The organism is Sphingobacterium cellulitidis, from assembly GCF_043187465.1.
GTDB classification, from domain to species: Bacteria; Bacteroidota; Bacteroidia; order Sphingobacteriales; family Sphingobacteriaceae; genus Sphingobacterium; species Sphingobacterium cellulitidis.
In genome coordinates this window covers 371268-388674 of sequence record NZ_CP171136.1, presented here as the reverse complement: position 1 = coordinate 388674, position 17407 = coordinate 371268, and the positions used below count along the sequence as shown (strand labels likewise).

The 17407-nt window shown below is 38.2% G+C and carries 18 protein-coding genes and 1 pseudogene; 6 read left to right on the top strand and 13 right to left on the bottom strand.

What is annotated here, in order from left to right:
• Nucleotides 1-5: 5 nt before the first annotated feature.
• The 3 genes from ruvA to ACF3OC_RS01740 all read left to right on the top strand — a co-directional run bounded on the left by ruvA (nt 6) and on the right by ACF3OC_RS01740 (nt 2098).
• Nucleotides 6-590 (top strand): Holliday junction branch migration protein RuvA, encoded by a 585-nt coding sequence (gene ruvA, locus ACF3OC_RS01750; protein ID WP_094255652.1) that lies wholly within the window; start codon nt 6-8, stop codon nt 588-590.
• Between the two features lie 153 nt (nt 591-743).
• Nucleotides 744-1220, top strand: coding sequence for a GAF domain-containing protein (locus tag ACF3OC_RS01745; protein ID WP_094255654.1), 477 nt, complete (start codon nt 744-746; stop codon nt 1218-1220).
• Between the two features lie 44 nt (nt 1221-1264).
• Entirely contained in the window at nt 1265-2098 is an 834-nt protein-coding gene (locus tag ACF3OC_RS01740; RefSeq protein WP_094280306.1) for a hypothetical protein, read from the top strand.
• Here ACF3OC_RS01740 and ACF3OC_RS01735 read toward each other — a convergent pair.
• The 11 genes and pseudogenes from ACF3OC_RS01735 to ACF3OC_RS01685 form a co-directional block, all read right to left on the bottom strand.
• On the bottom strand, nt 2070-2987 hold the full coding sequence (locus ACF3OC_RS01735; RefSeq protein WP_392470743.1) for a WD40 repeat domain-containing protein: 918 nt from the start codon (nt 2985-2987) through the stop codon (nt 2070-2072). The two genes, ACF3OC_RS01740 and ACF3OC_RS01735, sit on opposite strands and share 29 nt — an antisense overlap.
• A 91-nt stretch (nt 2988-3078) precedes the next feature.
• Nucleotides 3079-3669: pseudogene (hisIE, locus tag ACF3OC_RS01730) on the bottom strand (bifunctional phosphoribosyl-AMP cyclohydrolase/phosphoribosyl-ATP diphosphatase HisIE); the annotation flags it as partial.
• Nucleotides 3670-3679: 10 nt separating this feature from the next.
• On the bottom strand, nt 3680-4435 hold the full coding sequence (gene hisF, locus ACF3OC_RS01725; RefSeq protein ID WP_094255662.1) for an imidazole glycerol phosphate synthase subunit HisF: 756 nt from the start codon (nt 4433-4435) through the stop codon (nt 3680-3682).
• A 1-nt stretch (nt 4436) separates the two neighbouring features.
• Entirely contained in the window at nt 4437-5189 is a 753-nt protein-coding gene (locus ACF3OC_RS01720; RefSeq protein WP_094280308.1) for a HisA/HisF-related TIM barrel protein, read from the bottom strand.
• A 16-nt stretch (nt 5190-5205) separates the two neighbouring features.
• A complete protein-coding gene (gene hisH, locus ACF3OC_RS01715; RefSeq protein WP_094255665.1) occupies nt 5206-5796 on the bottom strand; it encodes an imidazole glycerol phosphate synthase subunit HisH in 591 nt (196 codons plus the stop codon).
• 39 nt (nt 5797-5835) lie between these two features.
• Complete coding sequence (gene hisB, locus ACF3OC_RS01710; RefSeq protein ID WP_094255666.1) at nt 5836-6975, bottom strand: bifunctional histidinol-phosphatase/imidazoleglycerol-phosphate dehydratase HisB; 1140 nt, start codon at nt 6973-6975, stop codon at nt 5836-5838.
• A gap of 6 nt (nt 6976-6981) precedes the next feature.
• Nucleotides 6982-8034: a histidinol-phosphate transaminase gene (gene hisC / locus ACF3OC_RS01705; RefSeq protein WP_094280309.1), complete on the bottom strand. Its 1053-nt coding sequence runs from the start codon at nt 8032-8034 to the stop codon at nt 6982-6984.
• 55 nt (nt 8035-8089) lie between these two features.
• Nucleotides 8090-9004, bottom strand: coding sequence for a ribonuclease Z (locus ACF3OC_RS01700; RefSeq protein ID WP_094280310.1), 915 nt, complete (start codon nt 9002-9004; stop codon nt 8090-8092).
• Between the two features lies 1 nt (nt 9005).
• Nucleotides 9006-9383 (bottom strand): STAS domain-containing protein, encoded by a 378-nt coding sequence (locus ACF3OC_RS01695; RefSeq protein WP_094255669.1) that lies wholly within the window; start codon nt 9381-9383, stop codon nt 9006-9008.
• Nucleotides 9384-9403: 20 nt separating this feature from the next.
• Nucleotides 9404-10351 (bottom strand): phosphoribosylaminoimidazolesuccinocarboxamide synthase, encoded by a 948-nt coding sequence (locus tag ACF3OC_RS01690; protein WP_094255670.1) that lies wholly within the window; start codon nt 10349-10351, stop codon nt 9404-9406.
• Nucleotides 10352-10384: 33 nt separating this feature from the next.
• Nucleotides 10385-11356 (bottom strand): PhoH family protein, encoded by a 972-nt coding sequence (locus ACF3OC_RS01685; RefSeq protein WP_094255671.1) that lies wholly within the window; start codon nt 11354-11356, stop codon nt 10385-10387.
• 254 nt (nt 11357-11610) lie between these two features.
• On the opposite strand from ACF3OC_RS01685, the gene ACF3OC_RS01680 reads away from it, so the two are divergent.
• Nucleotides 11611-12399, top strand: coding sequence for an S-adenosyl-l-methionine hydroxide adenosyltransferase family protein (locus ACF3OC_RS01680; RefSeq protein WP_094255672.1), 789 nt, complete (start codon nt 11611-11613; stop codon nt 12397-12399).
• A gap of 401 nt (nt 12400-12800) precedes the next feature.
• Here ACF3OC_RS01680 and ACF3OC_RS01675 read toward each other — a convergent pair whose 3' ends face one another.
• Both ACF3OC_RS01675 and ACF3OC_RS01670 read right to left on the bottom strand, forming a co-directional pair.
• On the bottom strand, nt 12801-13415 hold the full coding sequence (locus tag ACF3OC_RS01675) for a hypothetical protein (protein WP_094280311.1): 615 nt from the start codon (nt 13413-13415) through the stop codon (nt 12801-12803).
• Between the two features lie 9 nt (nt 13416-13424).
• Complete coding sequence (locus tag ACF3OC_RS01670; protein WP_392470739.1) at nt 13425-14717, bottom strand: LVIVD repeat-containing protein; 1293 nt, start codon at nt 14715-14717, stop codon at nt 13425-13427.
• A gap of 176 nt (nt 14718-14893) precedes the next feature.
• On the opposite strand from ACF3OC_RS01670, the gene ACF3OC_RS01665 reads away from it, so the two are divergent.
• Together ACF3OC_RS01665 and ACF3OC_RS01660 are read left to right on the top strand one after the other, a co-directional pair.
• Nucleotides 14894-15475: a hypothetical protein gene (locus ACF3OC_RS01665; protein WP_094280313.1), complete on the top strand. Its 582-nt coding sequence runs from the start codon at nt 14894-14896 to the stop codon at nt 15473-15475.
• 58 nt (nt 15476-15533) lie between these two features.
• Nucleotides 15534-17369 carry an ABC transporter ATP-binding protein gene (locus ACF3OC_RS01660; RefSeq protein ID WP_094280314.1) on the top strand — a complete coding sequence of 612 codons (1836 nt, stop codon included), beginning with the start codon at nt 15534-15536 and terminating at the stop codon, nt 17367-17369.
• Nucleotides 17370-17407: the final 38 nt, after the last annotated feature.

Here is a 17407-nt window from a genome sequence, read left to right as displayed (position 1 = left end):
TGCTTATGTACGAATATTTTAAAGGTAAACTAGTATTTAAAGCCCCTACCCATGTCGTTCTTGAAGTGGGTGGGATTGGCTATTATTTACATATTTCTTTAACTACTTACAGTCAGATTAAAGACCAGGAAGAATGTAAATTATTTGCTTCCTTTCAAGTTCGCGAAGATTCCCAAACCCTGTTTGGCTTTGCTACTGAAGCAGAAAGACATTTGTTCCATCATCTGATTTCGGTTTCGGGAATTGGCCCCAATACCGGAAGAATGATGCTTTCTTCAATTACTCCTGAAGAAATTCAACAAGCCATCGTAAATGGTCAGGTGAATATCATTCAGAAAATTAAAGGAATCGGTCCTAAAACGGCGCAAAGGGTAATTCTTGAACTTCAGGATAAACTTAAAAAACAAGGGCCAGATGCTCTTATCCCTCTTCCAATCAGTAAACCTTCTTCTGCTGAAGAAGCTTTAACAGCTTTGGTCATGCTGGGATTCCCGAAGGCTCAGGCCGAGAAAGCGCTGCAATCGATCTATGCCGCAGAACCGGATTTATCCGTTGAACAATTAATTAAAGCAGCATTGAAAAAACTGTAAATAGCATTTATTCTTTAAATTAAAAGCATGTTAAAAGCCGTCAATTAAATTGACGGCTTTTTTTTATCCTATAATTTTAAGGTCATCATCCTTAGCAATAATCTATTTAACCACACGTTTTTGTATATTTGCAGCAAAATTAATAATTACAGCATGGCTGAAGATTTACAAATCGCAAAAGGTAACAAAGAAGAACAATATCAATCCTTATTACCCCAAATTAAAGGACTTCTTCATGGCGAAACCAACTTGATTGCCAATCTTGGAAATATTTGTGCCGCCTTAAAAGAGCAATTCGATTTCTTTTGGGTAGGATTTTATTTAGTGGAAGGAAATGAATTGGTTTTAGGTCCTTTCCAAGGTCCAGTTGCATGTACTCGAATTGCGCATAACCGCGGTGTTTGTGGCACGGCTTGGGCGAAGGAAGAAACTTTAATCGTCCCTAATGTAGACGAGTTCCCAGGACACATCGCGTGTAGCTCCCTTTCCAAATCTGAAATTGTACTGCCAGTCTTCATGGACGGAAAGTGTATGGCAATCCTCGACATCGATAGTAAAGATTTAAATTCCTTCGACTTAATCGATAAGCAATACTTAATTCAAATTTTAGAGCTTCTTAATTCTAAGTAAATAATGTATATTTGTGCTGCCAAACACATAACTATTAACCAGATATGGCTGCACCAAAGACGTTATCTTTATTGAATTTAGTGATAGTAGCCATAAACTTTTTATGGATTGCATGCTTGGAAAATGGATTTCTCTTTAATTATTCTTTTACGGACACCATAGCATTCTACCCATCCTACTTAACCCCCGCGAAATTTACCTATAAAATTTGGACCTTTATTGCGTTCAACATGGTCCTCGCAGCGTATCTCATGTATGTGGGAAGTCAGCCAACAAATTCCAATGAGAATACCATCAAAAAAGTTCAAAAAATCGATTACCTGCTCATCCTTAACCAACTAGCATTGGGATTAAGCATGACATTAAAACATAATGACTATTTCTATTGGTCTATCTTATATTCTTGTATTTGTTTATTTACGCTTATCCTGATCAATAAACGCATCCAGATTAAAAAATTAACATCAAATTCATTTACAAGGTATTTTATTAGACTCGGATTTGGGGTTTATACAGGTTGGTTGATGTTCGTCCTAGGTTTTAATTCAGCTATCATCCTTTCCAAATTGAGTCTGTCTTTGGGGGATCATTTATTCTTTTACCTAAACCTGGGAATATTGACCATAATAAGCATCATTATGCTGACTTATTCCTATTACAATTACTTACCATCGGTATCAGCGGTATTGGCTTGGGGATGTTATGGGGTTTATGACCAATCGAAAACAAATCCTATCTCGCAAAATTTTGATTTAGGCCCATATTTACTTATCGCCATGGGATTAGCCATGATATCTACCGCGATTGTGTATTACCGATGCAGTATTCGTAGAAAGCAAATTCCGGTAATTATTCAAGATCCACCAACCATATCTTAACCGTTTTATCATCACTTACCGTGAAGATCTGGTTTTGAAACCACAACATGGCATTGATGGAAAGATAATGGCTATCAAAGGCACGATCTCTAGAAATATTTTTAACTAATGTTAAGTCCTCTGCACGCCAAATCTTTAATGTTTTATCTCGACTTACAGTAGCAACCAATTCTTTCGGATTGCCCTGCTCAATTCCATATACCGTAAACATATGGGGTACAATCTCTTGGATTTGCTTTAATTCTAGATCTGACTTCACCAGCTTGGCATCTCTCCCTCCGGAGAGTAATTGATCCTGAGAGTCAAATTGTAAACTGGTCACGGATTGTGAATGTACCTTTTTGGAACATATTTCATGAAAATCATTCGCGTCAAACAAATGTATTTCACCATTTTTATCCCCAAATGCTATAATGGAACCAGCACTATTTGGTTCAATGACCCGAACCGTCGTTGTAGAAACCTTAAATCGATATAACAATTCAAAGCTCTCCAAACTCCAAACATAGGCATAACCCTCCTCACCAATAGCAATCATTTCATTCTTGCCCGGAATAGTTTTTATGGAGAAGACCGCACCGGAATCAACCTTTAAATTGGCTTTTAAGACTTGGTCCACGGTATCCACAACTAGTACCTGCCCAGAACGCATCCCAATCGCTAACAAGCTAGTTCCTGGAATGGTCAACAAACTATATACTGAACTAGAAACTTTACATAAAATCCGTTGAAAGCTCATCGTTTTCAAATCCCATTGAACCACTCCCTTATCATTCCCTCCCGTAAATAATATCTCCGGATGAAGCTCTGAAATGGCTAATGTAAAAATTGGATTCTGATGACCTGTTAATGTCCCTTTTAAGTTGATGTTAATCTTGTCTGGATTCATGGTATACAAATATACCTCGGATAGCCTAGAAATAAAAACAGGTCCCTAACTTTCAGTTGAGGACCTGCTTCTAATTTCAAATATTTTTAAACTATTGATGTCTGCTTTCCAAATTCTTGGCAATGGTCTCCAAACTCATACCCTTCTCTTTTAACAAGACAATAAGGTGGAACATCAGATCCGAAGTCTCATTAATAAAATCTTTCTCCGTTTCGGTCAAAGCCGCAATTACTGTTTCTACAGCCTCTTCACCTACTTTTTGTGCTATTTTATTGATCCCCCTGGATCTAAGGCGATTCACATAAGACTCATCACTTGGAAAGTCTATTCTATGTTGCACGATACGCTCCAATTGAAGCAGGAAGTTTTGATTAAACTCTGTATTAAAACAACTGCGAGTACCCGTATGACAAGTTGGACCTACCGGATCAACTTTAATTAAGATCGTATCTTGATCACAATCGATATGGCTACTGATTACATGTAGGAAGTTTCCACTCTCTTCACCTTTGGTCCAAAGTCTATTTTTACTTCTGGAAAAGAAAGTTACCTTCTTCTCCTCTTGTGTCTTTTTCCAAGCCTCCTCATTCATATAACCCAACATCAAAACCTCTAGGGTTTGATTATCTTGAATTACAACCGGAACGAGTCCATCAGCTTTATTAAAATCAATTGTCATCTTATTATTATGATCAACGTCTAACGGCTATTCCGTTAGCGTGTAATGTTTCTTTTAATTCGGGAATTAATATTTCCCCGTAATGAAATACAGAAGCCGCTAATGCTGCATCCACATTGGATTGCTGAAATACATCCACAAAATGCTGTTGATTTCCAGCTCCGCCAGAGGCTATCAATGGAATATGAATGGAATCATTAATTTGCTTTAATAAGCCATTGTCAAATCCATTCTTGGTGCCATCATGATCCATCGAAGTCAGCAAAATCTCACCTGCACCACGGTTCTCGGCTTCCTTGACCCAGTCTTCCGTTTGTATATCTGTCATATCCCGACCGCCGCGAAGGTGAACATAGTTCTTGCCATCCACGAAGCGAGTATCAACAGCCAAGACTACGAATTGAACCCCAAAAGCCTTTGCAAATTCATCCAACAACTTTGGATTCCTAACCGCAGCCGAGTTAATTGAAATCTTATCGGCACCTGCATTTAATAAAACATCCGCATCGGATAATTCATTAATTCCGCCTCCAATGGTAAATGGAATATTAATTTGACGTGCGACCGCTTTCACTAGATCAACCGTCGTCTTCCGACGTTCATGGGTAGCCGTAATATCTAAAAAAACTAATTCATCAGCACCTTGTTGGGAATATTGCCATGCCAATTCTACCGGATCTCCTGCATCCCGAAGGTCAACAAAATTAACCCCCTTGACCGTCCGACCATCCTTCACATCCAAACAAGGAATAATACGCTTTGCTAGCATCCTAAAAACTAATTAAGGCTTTTAGATTCCAATCTTTGATCTCTTCAATCGTAATCCTGTTTTCGTATATCGCCTTACCCACAACCACAGATTCCATTTTACCTAAATTATTCAACTCCTCAATATCCTGCATGGAGCTAATACCACCGGAACCTATTAATTTAATAATTGGTGAATGGTCCAGCAATTTCTTATATAGATCAACTCCTGCACCGCCTAATTTCCCATCTTTGCTAATATCTGTACATAAAAAGCGATAAAACCCTAAGCCTAAACACTTATCAATGTACTCGATCAATTTAATAGGCGAACTTTCTAGCCAGCCGGAGTATTTGATTACCTCATCCAATACATCAATGGCGATGACAATATGATCCGCATATTTAATTCGGCCTTCATTTAACTTACTCAGTTCCTCCAAGAAGGTCGGATTTGTAATAGCCTGTGTTCCTACAATCACACGGTAAACACCTGCATCCACTAATTCCTTCACTTTCTCAATACTACGTACTCCACCACCATATTGAACCTTCATCTCGGTTCTACGGATGATATCAAACAAATATTCCTGATTGCTAAAATCACCCTTTGCACCATTAAGGTCAATAATATGGACGATTTCAGTACCATTCGCATGGTACTTCTCAATTTGTTCCTCTAAAGTGATCGAATAAGTCGTAACATCCTGATAGTTACCTTCTCTTAAACGGACAACCTTTTTGTCCAAAACATCTATTGCAGGTATTATATACATAGTCTAAAAAAAATCATTAAAAATTATTAAAATTCCGCAACAACTGCTCCCCGACTTGTCCCGATTTCTCCGGATGAAATTGTACTGCCCAGAAGTTTTCTCTTGCTATTGCTGCCGAAAATGGCAACCCATAATCACATGTCGCTACGCTATAGGTCAATTCGTGTTCAATGTAATAAGAATGAACGAAATAAAAATAGGAATTATTGGGAATATCCATAAAAAGTGGACAGTTATTTTCAAATTTGATACTATTCCATCCCATATGTGGAACCTTTTCATGTACCTTTCCTTCAAAATGTAACGTCTTTAATGGTATAATCCCTAATAAATCTGCATTCCCCTCTTCCGAAAAATCAGTCATCAATTGCATCCCCACACATATTCCTAAAACAGGCTTCTTCAAAGTCTTTATCGTTTCCGATAACCCCGATTCTACCAATTTCTCCATCGCAGCACCCGCATGGCCAACCCCCGGAATGATTACCTTATCATATAAATCAAAATCCGAAGCCGTATTAATCATCCCATAAGATATTCCTAGACGATTTAAGGCCGCTGTAATGGAAAATATATTCCCCGCCCCATAATTTACTATTCCAATCATGATTCTCCTATATATAACCCCAATATTCGAATTTCGTTTTTATAAAAGTCCTTTTGTACTAGGAAGTTGCATATTATCAACATCCCGACGCACTGCTTTCTTAATCGTTTTGGCAAATGCCTTAAAAATAGCCTCGATTTTATGATGCTCATTCTCCCCTGTCGCTTGAATATTTAAATTCGACTTGGAAGCATCTGAAAAGGATTTAAAGAAATGAAAAAACATCTCTGTTGGCATATCACCGATTTTTTCACGCTTAAATTCCGCATCCCACACTATCCAATTACGACCTCCAAAATCAATTGCTACCTGCGCCAGGCAATCATCCATCGGTAAAGTAAATGCATACCGTTCTATCCCTCTCTTATTGCCTAAAACAGATAAAAAGATTTCTCCTAAGGCAATACCCGTATCCTCAATGGTATGATGCTCATCAATATGCAAATCTCCTTTGGCTTTGATCGTAAGATCCAAAGCTCCATGACGTGCCAATTGATCCAGCATATGATCAAAAAATGGAAGACCTGTATCAATATCAGACTGACCACTGCCATCAAGATTCAACTTGATATAAATATCAGTCTCATTCGTCTTGCGATGGTGTTCGCCCGTACGACTGCCTAACTTCAAATATTCATAAATGGATTTCCAATCACTAGTTTCCAAGCCTATGCATTGGGTGGAAATCTCCACATTCTCATGCTTGCCTAGCTCATCATTATTCCGAAGCCAAATGGCTTTGGCACCTAAATTTTGAGCCAATTTCACATCATTTACTCGATCTCCAATCACAAAGGAATTTGCTAAGTCATATTTTGATACATCAAAATATTCTTTTAACATTCCAATTCCCGGCTTGCGCGTATCTGCATTCTCATGTGGAAAGGTCTTGTCAATATGTTCTTTGATAAAGGTCACCCCTTCACCAGCAAAAGCCTCTAAAACAAATTGATGAACCGGCCAAAAGTTTTCCTCCGGATGAGAGGAAGTACCTAATCCATCTTGATTGCTTACCAATACCAATTCAAAATCCAGTTCTTTCGCTATTTTAGGTAAATATTGTAAAGCTCCAGGATAGAACTTCAACTTGGAAAATGAGTCAATCTGCTCATCCTCTGGTTCAAGTATCAACGTCCCATCGCGGTCTATAAACAATATTCTTTTTAATTGATCAGCCATTATTACTTATTTATAAAATTGTTGGATTTCCTCTATTAATCGTTCATTCTCGACCTTGGTCCCGATCGTAATCCGTAAACAACCTTCACATAAGGTAACCTTAGACCGGTCTCTTACGATGATACCTTTGTTTACCAAGAACCCGTATAATTCCTGAGCCTGATCTAACCTCACCAAGATGAAGTTCGCATCTGATGGTGTAATATGTTCTACCTGAGAAATCGCCTTTAAGCGATTTGAAAGTTCTTCCCTTTCAGCAACGGTTGTTTTTATCCATTCATTCACAACATCTACATTTTCCAAGGCTTCAAGAACCAGATCTTGTGTAGCCTGATTAATGTTGTAAGGGGGTTTTATCTTATTGAAAACTTGAATGATCTCCTTGCTAGCAAAGGCCAAACCTAAACGCAATGCTGCCAATCCCCAGGCCTTTGATAAAGTCTGAAGGATCACCAAATTCGGAAATTCAGGTAAGGAATGTGTAAATGATTTTTGCTTAGAATAATTGATATAGGCTTCATCGACAACAACCAAACCCTTGAAGTTCAACAATAAGGTTTCAATATCAATGGGATTAATACTATTTCCTGTTGGATTATTAGGAGAACATACAAAGATCATCTTTGTATGCATATCCATAGCCTCAGCAATCCCATCCAGATCCAATTGAAAATCTTTGGTTAGATTAACCTTTCTCGTTTCAACATCATTGATGTTGGCAGAAACCTCATACATCCCATAAGTTGGAGGAACCAAGATAACGTTGTCCAATTTAGGGGTACAAAAAGCTCTATATAAAATATCTATCGCTTCATCAGAACCATTTCCCAGAAAAATATTCTCTGCTGGAACACCTTTAATCTTCGAAAGCTTCTCCTTTACACGATGTTGCAAAGGATCAGGATAACGGTTGTAATCATGTGGAAGTGGAGACCCAAAAGAATTCTCATTGGCATCCAAAAACACAGATGCATCTCCCTTAAATTCATCTCGCGCCGAAGAATAAGGCACAAGGTTCTTGATGTTATCGCGAAGAAGTGAGGTTAAGTTGAAGGACATTTTATTAGTCTAAAATTTTTTAAGCTGTAAATATGGCTAAAAATAAACAAAATCACTAAACTAAAAACCATTTCCCTTCTACTGATAACTCCGTATTAGGGAAAATCCCTTGTGCCTCTTCCAATAATGGTTGTAGCGTTCGATATCTTGCTGAATAATGCCCCAATAAGAGCTTTTTGACATGTGTTTCTTTAGCTATTTCTGCAGCTTCTAAGGATGTGGTATGAAAAGTCTCCTTCGCCCGATCCAGCATTTCATGTAGAAAAGTACTTTCATGATAGAGCAGGTCCGCTCCCTCAATAGAGGATAAGTAAATAGGATGCCGCACCGTATCGGAACAAAAGGCATAACTCCGGGAAGCAGGTGCTGGCAAGGTCAATTCACTTGCCGCAAATACATTTCCCTGTGGATCTACATAATCAATCCCTTTTTTCAAGGCCGCAAAATATACTTTGGGAATCTTTAGCGCTTCCACCTTATCCGCCCGCAAACTGGCTGCCCGCTTTCCCTCATCAAAGCGAAAGCCCGTACAAGCAATTCGATGGATCAATGGAAATGACCGAACGGTCAACATCCTCGACTCGAACAAAATCTCTTCTTGATCAGGATTGGTCGGATGAAAAATAATATTATATCGAATTACAGTTTCAGAATATTTGAAATGTAATTCGAGTATTTCTTGTAATGCTGCAGGTCCATAAATGTGAAGGTCTGCTTTGCGACCAACCAAATGCATGGATGATACCAAACCTACTAATCCCAGATAATGGTCTCCATGCAGATGACTAATAAAAATATGGTCAATGCGGTTGCTCTTGATTCCATATTTGGAAAGCTGCATTTGCGTGCCTTCACCACAATCGATCAAAAACAATTGTTCGTTATAGTTTACTACTTGAGATGTAGGATGTCGCTCGAACATGGGTGTGGCCGAGCTGTTCCCTAAGATTAATACCTCAAATCGTAACATATTACTCTTGCTCTTCCTTTAAATCCAAGCGGATTTCATTTCCAAAGATCAAATCTTTTGCCTTCTCAATATTTGAGGTAATAATCAAATACTTATCAAGCCCTAAGGATTTTATGTATTTCAATACATCCTCATTTAGATTCGTTAAAATAAATAGACCTCCTAATGACTTACACAAACGACGCGCTAATAATCCTGTACGAATCCCAGTTTCATCAGTCGTTTTCACATTATTCATGTCTAAAACAATATTACGCTGCCCACCAGTGTTACGCAACATAAACTCGCCTTTCAAACTTGCGGCAGTTTCTCCGTCCAACCTCTCTTGAAGAGGCTCTATGACAACATATCGATCATACTTATCTACCGTAAATTTCATCTTGATTTAAATTAATTTGCTTAGTTTAATTCTTCTAGTGCTACTTCCACATTTTTCTCTACCCTGGCAAGGATATCCCCCTCTTCAGCATATAGAAACTTCTCGCCTGTAATGTGTTCGTAAAGCTCAATATACCTTTCAGAAATGGATTTTACAATTTCATCGGTCATTTCAGGTACATTTTGTCCTTCTTTCCCTTGAAATCCATTTTCTATCAGCCATTGTCGCACAAATTCCTTTGATAATTGCTTCTGGGCTTCACCCTTCGCTTGACGCTCCTGATAGCCTTCTGCGTAAAAGTAACGCGATGAATCTGGCGTATGAATTTCATCAATCAGATAGATCGTTCCGTCCTTTTTCCCAAACTCATATTTCGTATCCACAAGGATTAAACCTCTTTCAGCAGCGATCTCCGTTCCACGTTGGTACAAAGCATGTGCATATTTTTCCAACTGAGAATAATCTTCTTCGGAAACAATACCTCTGGAGATAATATCTTCCCTAGAAATATCCTCGTCATGACCCACGTCTGCCTTAGTTGAAGGGGTAATGATAGGATTTGGTAATTTATCGTTTTCCTTCAACCCTTCCGGCAATTCAACACCACATAACAACCGTCCACCATCGCGGTAGGTTCTCCAAAGGTGACCTGAAACATAGCCACGAATAACCATCTCTACTTTAAAAGGTTCACATTTTTTTCCGATTGTAACATTGGGATCTGGGACTGAAGCAACCCAGTTGGGAAGGATATCTGCAGTTGCAGATAAAAATTTTGAGGCAATTTGGTTTAAAACCTGACCTTTATAAGGGATGGCTTTCGGTAATACAACATCAAATGCAGAAATCCGATCTGAAGCAACCATGACTAAATAATCGTCACCGATACTATATACGTCTCTAACTTTTCCCCTATAAAATGCTGTCTGTCCCTTGAAATTAAAATTTGTTTCTTTTATTGTATTCATTGTGTGTGCGTCTGAAACGCTTTAATTTAAATTCTAAATATCTCCATAAGCTTCAAGTATGCGTTTCACCAATTTATGACGAACCACATCTGAACCACTCAAGTAGATCATATCGATGCCTTCAATTCCATCCAGAATTTTTACGGCATTCACTAAACCCGATTGGGTCTTTTTAGGTAAATCGACCTGCGTCATATCTCCTGTTACAATGAACTTAGCCGTGGGACCCATACGAGTCAGAAACATTTTCAACTGCATATCCGTCGCGTTCTGAGCCTCATCCAGAATAACAAAACAATTATCCAAGGTCCTACCACGCATAAATGCTAAAGGCGCCACTTCAATGGTCCGATTTTCCAAATACCCTTTTAATTTTTCTGCAGGAATCATATCATCCAATGCATCATATAGGGGTCTTAAATAAGGATCTACCTTCTCTTTCAAGTCACCAGGTAAAAATCCAAGGTTTTCTCCTGCTTCAACTGCCGGTCGGGTCAAAATAATACGTTTGATTTCTTTGTTTCTCAAAGCTCTAACAGCTAAGGCAACTGCGGTATAGGTCTTTCCTGTACCTGCTGGTCCGATAGCAAATAGAATATCATTTTTATTGATGCTATCCACCATGCGTCGTTGATTCGGTGTACGAGCACGAACGACTATACCATTTGGTCCGTAAACAATAGGTTCGCCCTTGAAAGATCCAACCTTCTGTTCTGCATCATCTTTTTCAGCCAAAGGCGCCTTGATATGAGTTACAGAACCCAACAAACTCTCTAACTCCAATAAGGATAATGTTTGAAATTGGTTGATATGAGCTAATATATCATCAAAAACCTGTTGAAACCTCGTCCGCTCTCCTTCTTCACCTAAAACCTTCAAGAGACTCCCTCTGGCTACCAGACGTAACTTCGGAAATGCTTTCTTAATAAACTCAAAATTTTCATTCTGAGCCCCCCATAATGTCACCAAATTGACAACATCTAAATTGATTTCTAATTCGCTCAAATTTTTTTCGTGTTAATTTCCAAAATGTTTCACGTCCTGTCCGATTGGCGTGCAAATAAAGATATAAAAAATCAAAAATATTATGCCCTTTTTACTCTTTCTTGAATCAAAAATACAAACTAATTGAGCAGAATTAAAAGCATTTGCAAGTATTAATTCATAATAGATTCAGCAATCGGTTTACTTTTTCTATTTTTGTAATTCGCTTAACAAAATAACAATATAATTTTTTAGCTTCAGGCTTGCTGAACAATATGGGAGTAATTACGTTAACCACAGATTTAGGTCATCGCGATTTTTATCAAGCTGCACTCAAAGGCAGTATCATTTCGCAATTGCCGAATGTTAGACTGGTAGACATTTCTCACGACATTCCTTCTTTCAGTATTCAACATGCTGCATTCGTCATTAATAACGCATATCCGTACTTCCCGAAGAATACCGTCCACCTTATCGGTATCGACACCGTATTCCAGGAAGACTCCCGATATCTGGCCATGGCCTATAATGGACATTTCTTCGTAGGCGCTGATAATGGGATATTTAGCATCATCACCGGCGAAGACAAACCTACTGAAATGGTAGAAATCAATATTATGCAGGACCTTCGTTATCTACACTTCCCGCTAGCAGATATCCTGACCAAAGCAGCTTGTCATATTGCCGATGGTGGAAAACTGAAAGATATTGGTATTCCTATCGAAAATGCAGTCCAAAAAGTAACGTTCCAACCGATTTATAACCAAAATAGCATCAAAGGACATGTTACATTTATTGATTCCTTCGGAAATGTAATCAGTAATATTAGCAAGGATTTATTCAATCAGGTTCAACAAGGACGAGACTTTATTCTACGTTTCAAGAGAAATGAAACCATCAGTAATTTGAGTTGGCATTATAATGAGGTGGCTGAAGGAGAGAAACTATGCCTCTTCGGAATCAGTAACTTTTTAGAAATCGCCATTAACAAAGGTCATGCAAGTCAACTTCTAGGGCTTTATCAAGATGAAACCATCTTGGTTGAATTCCTCGACAGGAAGTAAATTCCACGCTCAACCATAAAATGTTCCACGTTTTTCGTACCGATCAAATAAACTTGTTCAGAGCAAGTTAACCGTGTTATTTACGAATTATTTCAGTCGTAATTCTGGCCTATATCGGAAATAGTTAGAGACTTTATCGCACTTTCTTCTGATTTTCTCCGGACCTTGTCCGAATTTTTTCGAAGAAGGTCAGGAAAAAGTCCGAAGAAGGTCCGAAGAAGGTCCGGAGAAAGTCTGAATTAGTGCAAAATTCCTATCGAACAAATCTAAAATACAAGCCAATATTCCTTTTCCAAATGCCTTGTACTGAAATAGGTTGACAAGAACCACTATCATCCTGTCACCAGTTGTCAACTTGTCTTTCTATCCTATCAGGTAATTAATAGGTTCTTAGTTGTGAATTAAAAGCTAAATCCAACTTTCACACTAAATCTGTGAACATTCATTTTAACCTCATTTTGGTAATCCACAGTAGGATTTGAGATATAATCAAAATAATAAGTTGGTCCAATTCGGCCCATAGCACTGGACCTGTCCTCATTAATTATTTGATATTGGTAGCCTACTGCAAAGCTGAAGAAAGTATTGCCTGTCCCGGTATTGAACTTTAGTCCCAATTCAGGTGCTAGTCGCAAACCCCCAGAGGTTTCAACTTCAGTTCCAGAATAATTATTTCTCCATGCAAAACCATATCCTGCATCTAAAGCAGCAATCATTCGAGTTTTCGAGGGTTCTAGAAAGGTATATCGGACAGCCGCTGAAATGGGAAGAACTGAAAAATTATTTCTGTTTTCCACGGAAAATTCCTCATACCCCACAGTTGCCCCAACAGCAAGATCCGGGTTTAATAAAATCCCATTAAAAGTTTGCAGATTAAAACCTGCTTCTTTAAAAGTTAAGTTATAGCCAGTGACTCCCACTTCGGTATGATTGGTATATCTCATTTTTTGGGCAGCAGCAGGATTTGCTATCAGAATTCCATGGATAACAACACAGATGGTTAAAAATTTCTTCATAAAGGTCTATTATTTCTTTTGGATGGAAATACAGCTTAATTTTTTCAATTTAGCTTTGTTAGAATAATCAAATTGGCAAATGGACTCCGGTCCAAAGACGATTAAGGATTTTGGACCTGCGATCACATCAAAGCTTTTCAAGTCCTCCAGATTTTCCAAAAGATTTTTATCGATTTGGCTGACATCCGAGACCTTAAAGGATTTCATCCCGAATGTTCCTTCACAGACATACAAATGTTCACCTGTAAGAGCTAATCCATGTGGATTTTTCATCACATAGGACTCCTTCAAGACAGGAAATTTAGGGTCTTTGATATCAACAACCTCCAATAGATTGGAATTTCCCCCACAGGCATTCCCAGAACGAAGGGTGACAAAGGCATAGTTATCATTGACAACAACAGGGTCACAGGCAAAAGCATGATTAAAAGTAGACAAATGGACTGGACGGATAGGATTGCTGATATCCATGATATGCATCCCATTGTTAGCACCAACAAACAGATTCTTCTTGTACGGAAATAAAGTTTCTATACCAAAGCCTAGGCTGACTGCGTTGATTTGATTAGGTTTTTTTGGATTCTTCAAATCAAAATTCTTTACCTTATCCTGGAATATGGCATAAAGGTGATTGCTAGTGATGGCAAATCGAGCCATAGAGCCCGCCTGGCCTACTACATTGTTGTTTCCGCCATTGGAGGAATTATAATCACCACCCCCATTATCATAGATCAATTCACCTTCTTTTCCTGGTTTATATACCCGATCATCTTGAAAGCTGACCAAAGAATCCCTATAATCTACAGTAACTAAATTTTCATCCTTTATAGTGGATGATTCCACCCCATTCATAATATACTTCACTGCAAAAACATCCTTTTGGCGATCAATCAATACTGGCTTTGAAATATTGCTGATATCAATGGTTATCAAATCAACAATATTATCAGCATACAAAAGGTCATTTTGAACACCTAAATCAAAATTTCCAACAATCGGAATAAAACCTAAGGCCTTGGGTGAAGAAGGATTTGCGTTATCATAGATATGAATTCCTTTGTTCGGTTCGTTAATAAACAAATAGTCTTTATATAAATAAATCTTTCCCGTCGTATTCATGGGCAATGGACTGCTCATTTTAATACTTGACGCTCGGATTTTACCCAATTTCTTTTGGATAGGAATTTTAATAACATACTGTCCTTTTTCCTCGATCTTGTCACAGCCCATAAAAAAGGTGAATAACAACAATGGGAAAACCAGTAAAATAACAGATTTAATTAGCTTGATAATTGGATTCATAATTGCGATTAGTTAATGGTTATTATTGGTAACGGTTATCAATAATAATTCGCTACAGCTATTTTTAGTTCTTTTACGTTCAAGAAACAAGCTCTTCACTCAGTTTAAAATGATGCAAATAGCATTAAATTGACAAAACAGGCAGAAAAATTGCAGTAAATCAAAACTCATAATGTATGATTAACAAAAAAATCAAGATTGATTCTATGAAAAAACAGCTTTTAATATTTTTTATTTTTTCATTTTTTACCCAATTCATCTACGCACAAGACAGTACTGTCGTAAAATCAGATTCCTTAACCTTTGAATCCCAACGTGAGCGGGTCAATCAATTATTGAATGAGCGGAGTCGCCGATTTGGAGAATATGATCAATCTTTACAGAAGAAAACCGGCATATTCGGGCTATTCAAGACCAAGAAAGATATGCAGAAATCGATAGATATCTTGAGGGAGTTGGTATTGAATGATAACAATATTTTTATTGAAACGCGGAAGCTGCTGGATTTAAAAGACGCTCAGAGTGAGCGCTATCAACGTTTGGCAAATGAGTATGATGCGCAGATCTCCGCTTATATGAAGACGATTACCAAGCTTCAAAACGAGAATGACAAATTAAGAGACTCCTTAAAATCGATGGAAAGCACCGATACGGGTAGCGGATTACTACTTTATCTAGCAGGAATTGTCATTATTACATTATTAATCCTTCTTATTTTACAATACAAGCGAAACAAACCCAAAAAATTGACGGAATAGTGATAAGAAGACTTTTTTATATTGGTACTTTTGCTCAAAAAGAGAAATAAAATAGTACATGGCCAGACCGAGATTGAATAGTGGAGACAGCCATTCGGAGGACTTACCTAAACCGAAGCTGAATAAAGAAATTCTAAAGAAAGCTTTACAGATTTTTTCGTACATCAAGCCTTTCAAATGGAAATTTATATTGGGAATGATCTTCTTGATACTTTCCAGTTTGACGATGCTGACCTTTCCGGCCCTATTAGGTGCGATGATTGATGCAGCACAAGGAAGACAAAAATACCCTTGGTTAGCCGGAAGCGTGATGTATATTGGTGGTGTTTCTTTAATCATCTTATCTTTTCAATCTATTATTTCCTTTTTCCGAATCCGTTTATTTGTTGAAATCGCCGAGAAATCATTAGCAAATATCAGGAAAGACACCTACCACCGACTTATTACCTTACCCATTGATTTTTTTGCCAATCGCCGAGTAGGAGAATTAAATAGTCGACTTTCATCAGACCTTTCACAAATCCAGGACACCATGACCACGACCTTAGCAGAAATTCTAAGGCAGGCCATCAGTTTATGTTTTGGCGTGGTCTTGTTGGTTTGGGTATCGCCCAAATTAGCTTTGATGAATCTTTCCATATTGCCATTGATCATTATTGTGGCAATTATTTTTGGTCGGTTTATTCGGAATTTATCGCGGGAGTCGCAAGATAAATTAGCAGAGTCAAACTCCGTCGTACAGGAAACTTTATTGGGCATCAGCAATGTAAAAGCTTTTGTCAACGAGTTTTTTGAATCGAAACGGTATGCCGAAAAATTAAACCAATCCGTAGCTCTTGCGGTAAAAGGTGCTACCTATCGTGGGATTTTTGCCTCCTTTATCATATTCGCCATCTTTGGGGCAGTTATCGTGGTTATATGGTATGGAGCGTCTTTAGTTTCCATCCATGAAATTTCGGTAGGCGACCTGACGACCTATATCTTATATTCCATGTTTGTAGCAGGGTCTATGGGTAGCTTCCCAGAATTATATGCAAGTCTACAACGTTCTTTAGGAGCTAGTGAACGCGTATTGGAAATCTTGGAAGAGCCGCAGGAGGATATTCAGGTCAATGAACAGGATAAGGATATAAAAATTCAATTGCATGGGGATATTATATTCGACCAGGTCAGTTTTGCGTATCCTACTCGTCCGGATTTGACCATCTTAAAAGACATTTCATTTCATGTTGCTGCTGGAAAGAAGCTAGCGATTGTAGGTCCAAGTGGAACAGGAAAATCTACGATAGCATCATTAATCCTGCAATTCTATCAACCTAGTTCTGGACAAATAAAATACGATGGTATTCCAGCGAATGAGCTGGCCCTAACTGATATTAGAAATCAAGTTGCCATTGTACCGCAGGATGTTCTATTGTTTGGTGGAACCATCCGCGAGAATATCAGCTATGGAAATCTAAATGCAGACGCAGAAGACATCATAATAGCAGCAAAGCGTGCAAATGCACATCAATTTATTATGGATTTCCCAGATGGTTATGACACCATCGTTGGGGAACGCGGGGTAAAATTATCCGGAGGTCAACGCCAGCGAATTGCAATTGCCCGTGGTTTATTAAAAGATCCGGCGATTCTAATCTTGGATGAAGCCACCTCTTCGTTGGACTCAGAATCCGAACGCATGGTTCAACAAGCATTAGTTGAATTAATGAAAGACCGTACATCGATCATTATTGCACACCGACTGTCCACTATTCGAGACGCTGACATGATCATTGTTGTGGAAGATGGAATTATTTCGGATATGGGAACGCATCAGGAATTAATGGAAAAAGGCAGCGGATTATACCATCATCTCTATACTTTACAGTCCCTTCATGTAGTTGAAAGTTAATTTTTGTTAATTTAGTACAGCCAAAAACATTTTGGCTT

What these genes read in the sequence shown, in the direction of transcription:
- ruvA (WP_094255652.1), top strand. Translation starts at nt 6, where the DNA reads ATGTACGAATATTTTAAAGGTAAACTAGTATTTAAAGCCCCTACCCAT.
- ACF3OC_RS01745 (WP_094255654.1), top strand. Translation starts at nt 744, where the DNA reads ATGGCTGAAGATTTACAAATCGCAAAAGGTAACAAAGAAGAACAATAT.
- ACF3OC_RS01740 (WP_094280306.1), top strand. Translation starts at nt 1,265, where the DNA reads ATGGCTGCACCAAAGACGTTATCTTTATTGAATTTAGTGATAGTAGCC.
- ACF3OC_RS01735 (WP_392470743.1), bottom strand. Translation starts at nt 2,987, where the DNA reads ATGAATCCAGACAAGATTAACATCAACTTAAAAGGGACATTAACAGGT.
- hisF (WP_094255662.1), bottom strand. Translation starts at nt 4,435, where the DNA reads ATGCTAGCAAAGCGTATTATTCCTTGTTTGGATGTGAAGGATGGTCGG.
- ACF3OC_RS01720 (WP_094280308.1), bottom strand. Translation starts at nt 5,189, where the DNA reads ATGTATATAATACCTGCAATAGATGTTTTGGACAAAAAGGTTGTCCGT.
- hisH (WP_094255665.1), bottom strand. Translation starts at nt 5,796, where the DNA reads ATGATTGGAATAGTAAATTATGGGGCGGGGAATATATTTTCCATTACA.
- hisB (WP_094255666.1), bottom strand. Translation starts at nt 6,975, where the DNA reads ATGGCTGATCAATTAAAAAGAATATTGTTTATAGACCGCGATGGGACG.
- hisC (WP_094280309.1), bottom strand. Translation starts at nt 8,034, where the DNA reads ATGTCCTTCAACTTAACCTCACTTCTTCGCGATAACATCAAGAACCTT.
- ACF3OC_RS01700 (WP_094280310.1), bottom strand. Translation starts at nt 9,004, where the DNA reads ATGTTACGATTTGAGGTATTAATCTTAGGGAACAGCTCGGCCACACCC.
- ACF3OC_RS01695 (WP_094255669.1), bottom strand. Translation starts at nt 9,383, where the DNA reads ATGAAATTTACGGTAGATAAGTATGATCGATATGTTGTCATAGAGCCT.
- ACF3OC_RS01690 (WP_094255670.1), bottom strand. Translation starts at nt 10,351, where the DNA reads ATGAATACAATAAAAGAAACAAATTTTAATTTCAAGGGACAGACAGCA.
- ACF3OC_RS01680 (WP_094255672.1), top strand. Translation starts at nt 11,611, where the DNA reads ATGGGAGTAATTACGTTAACCACAGATTTAGGTCATCGCGATTTTTAT.
- ACF3OC_RS01675 (WP_094280311.1), bottom strand. Translation starts at nt 13,415, where the DNA reads ATGAAGAAATTTTTAACCATCTGTGTTGTTATCCATGGAATTCTGATA.
- ACF3OC_RS01670 (WP_392470739.1), bottom strand. Translation starts at nt 14,717, where the DNA reads ATGAATCCAATTATCAAGCTAATTAAATCTGTTATTTTACTGGTTTTC.
- ACF3OC_RS01665 (WP_094280313.1), top strand. Translation starts at nt 14,894, where the DNA reads ATGATTAACAAAAAAATCAAGATTGATTCTATGAAAAAACAGCTTTTA.
- ACF3OC_RS01660 (WP_094280314.1), top strand. Translation starts at nt 15,534, where the DNA reads ATGGCCAGACCGAGATTGAATAGTGGAGACAGCCATTCGGAGGACTTA.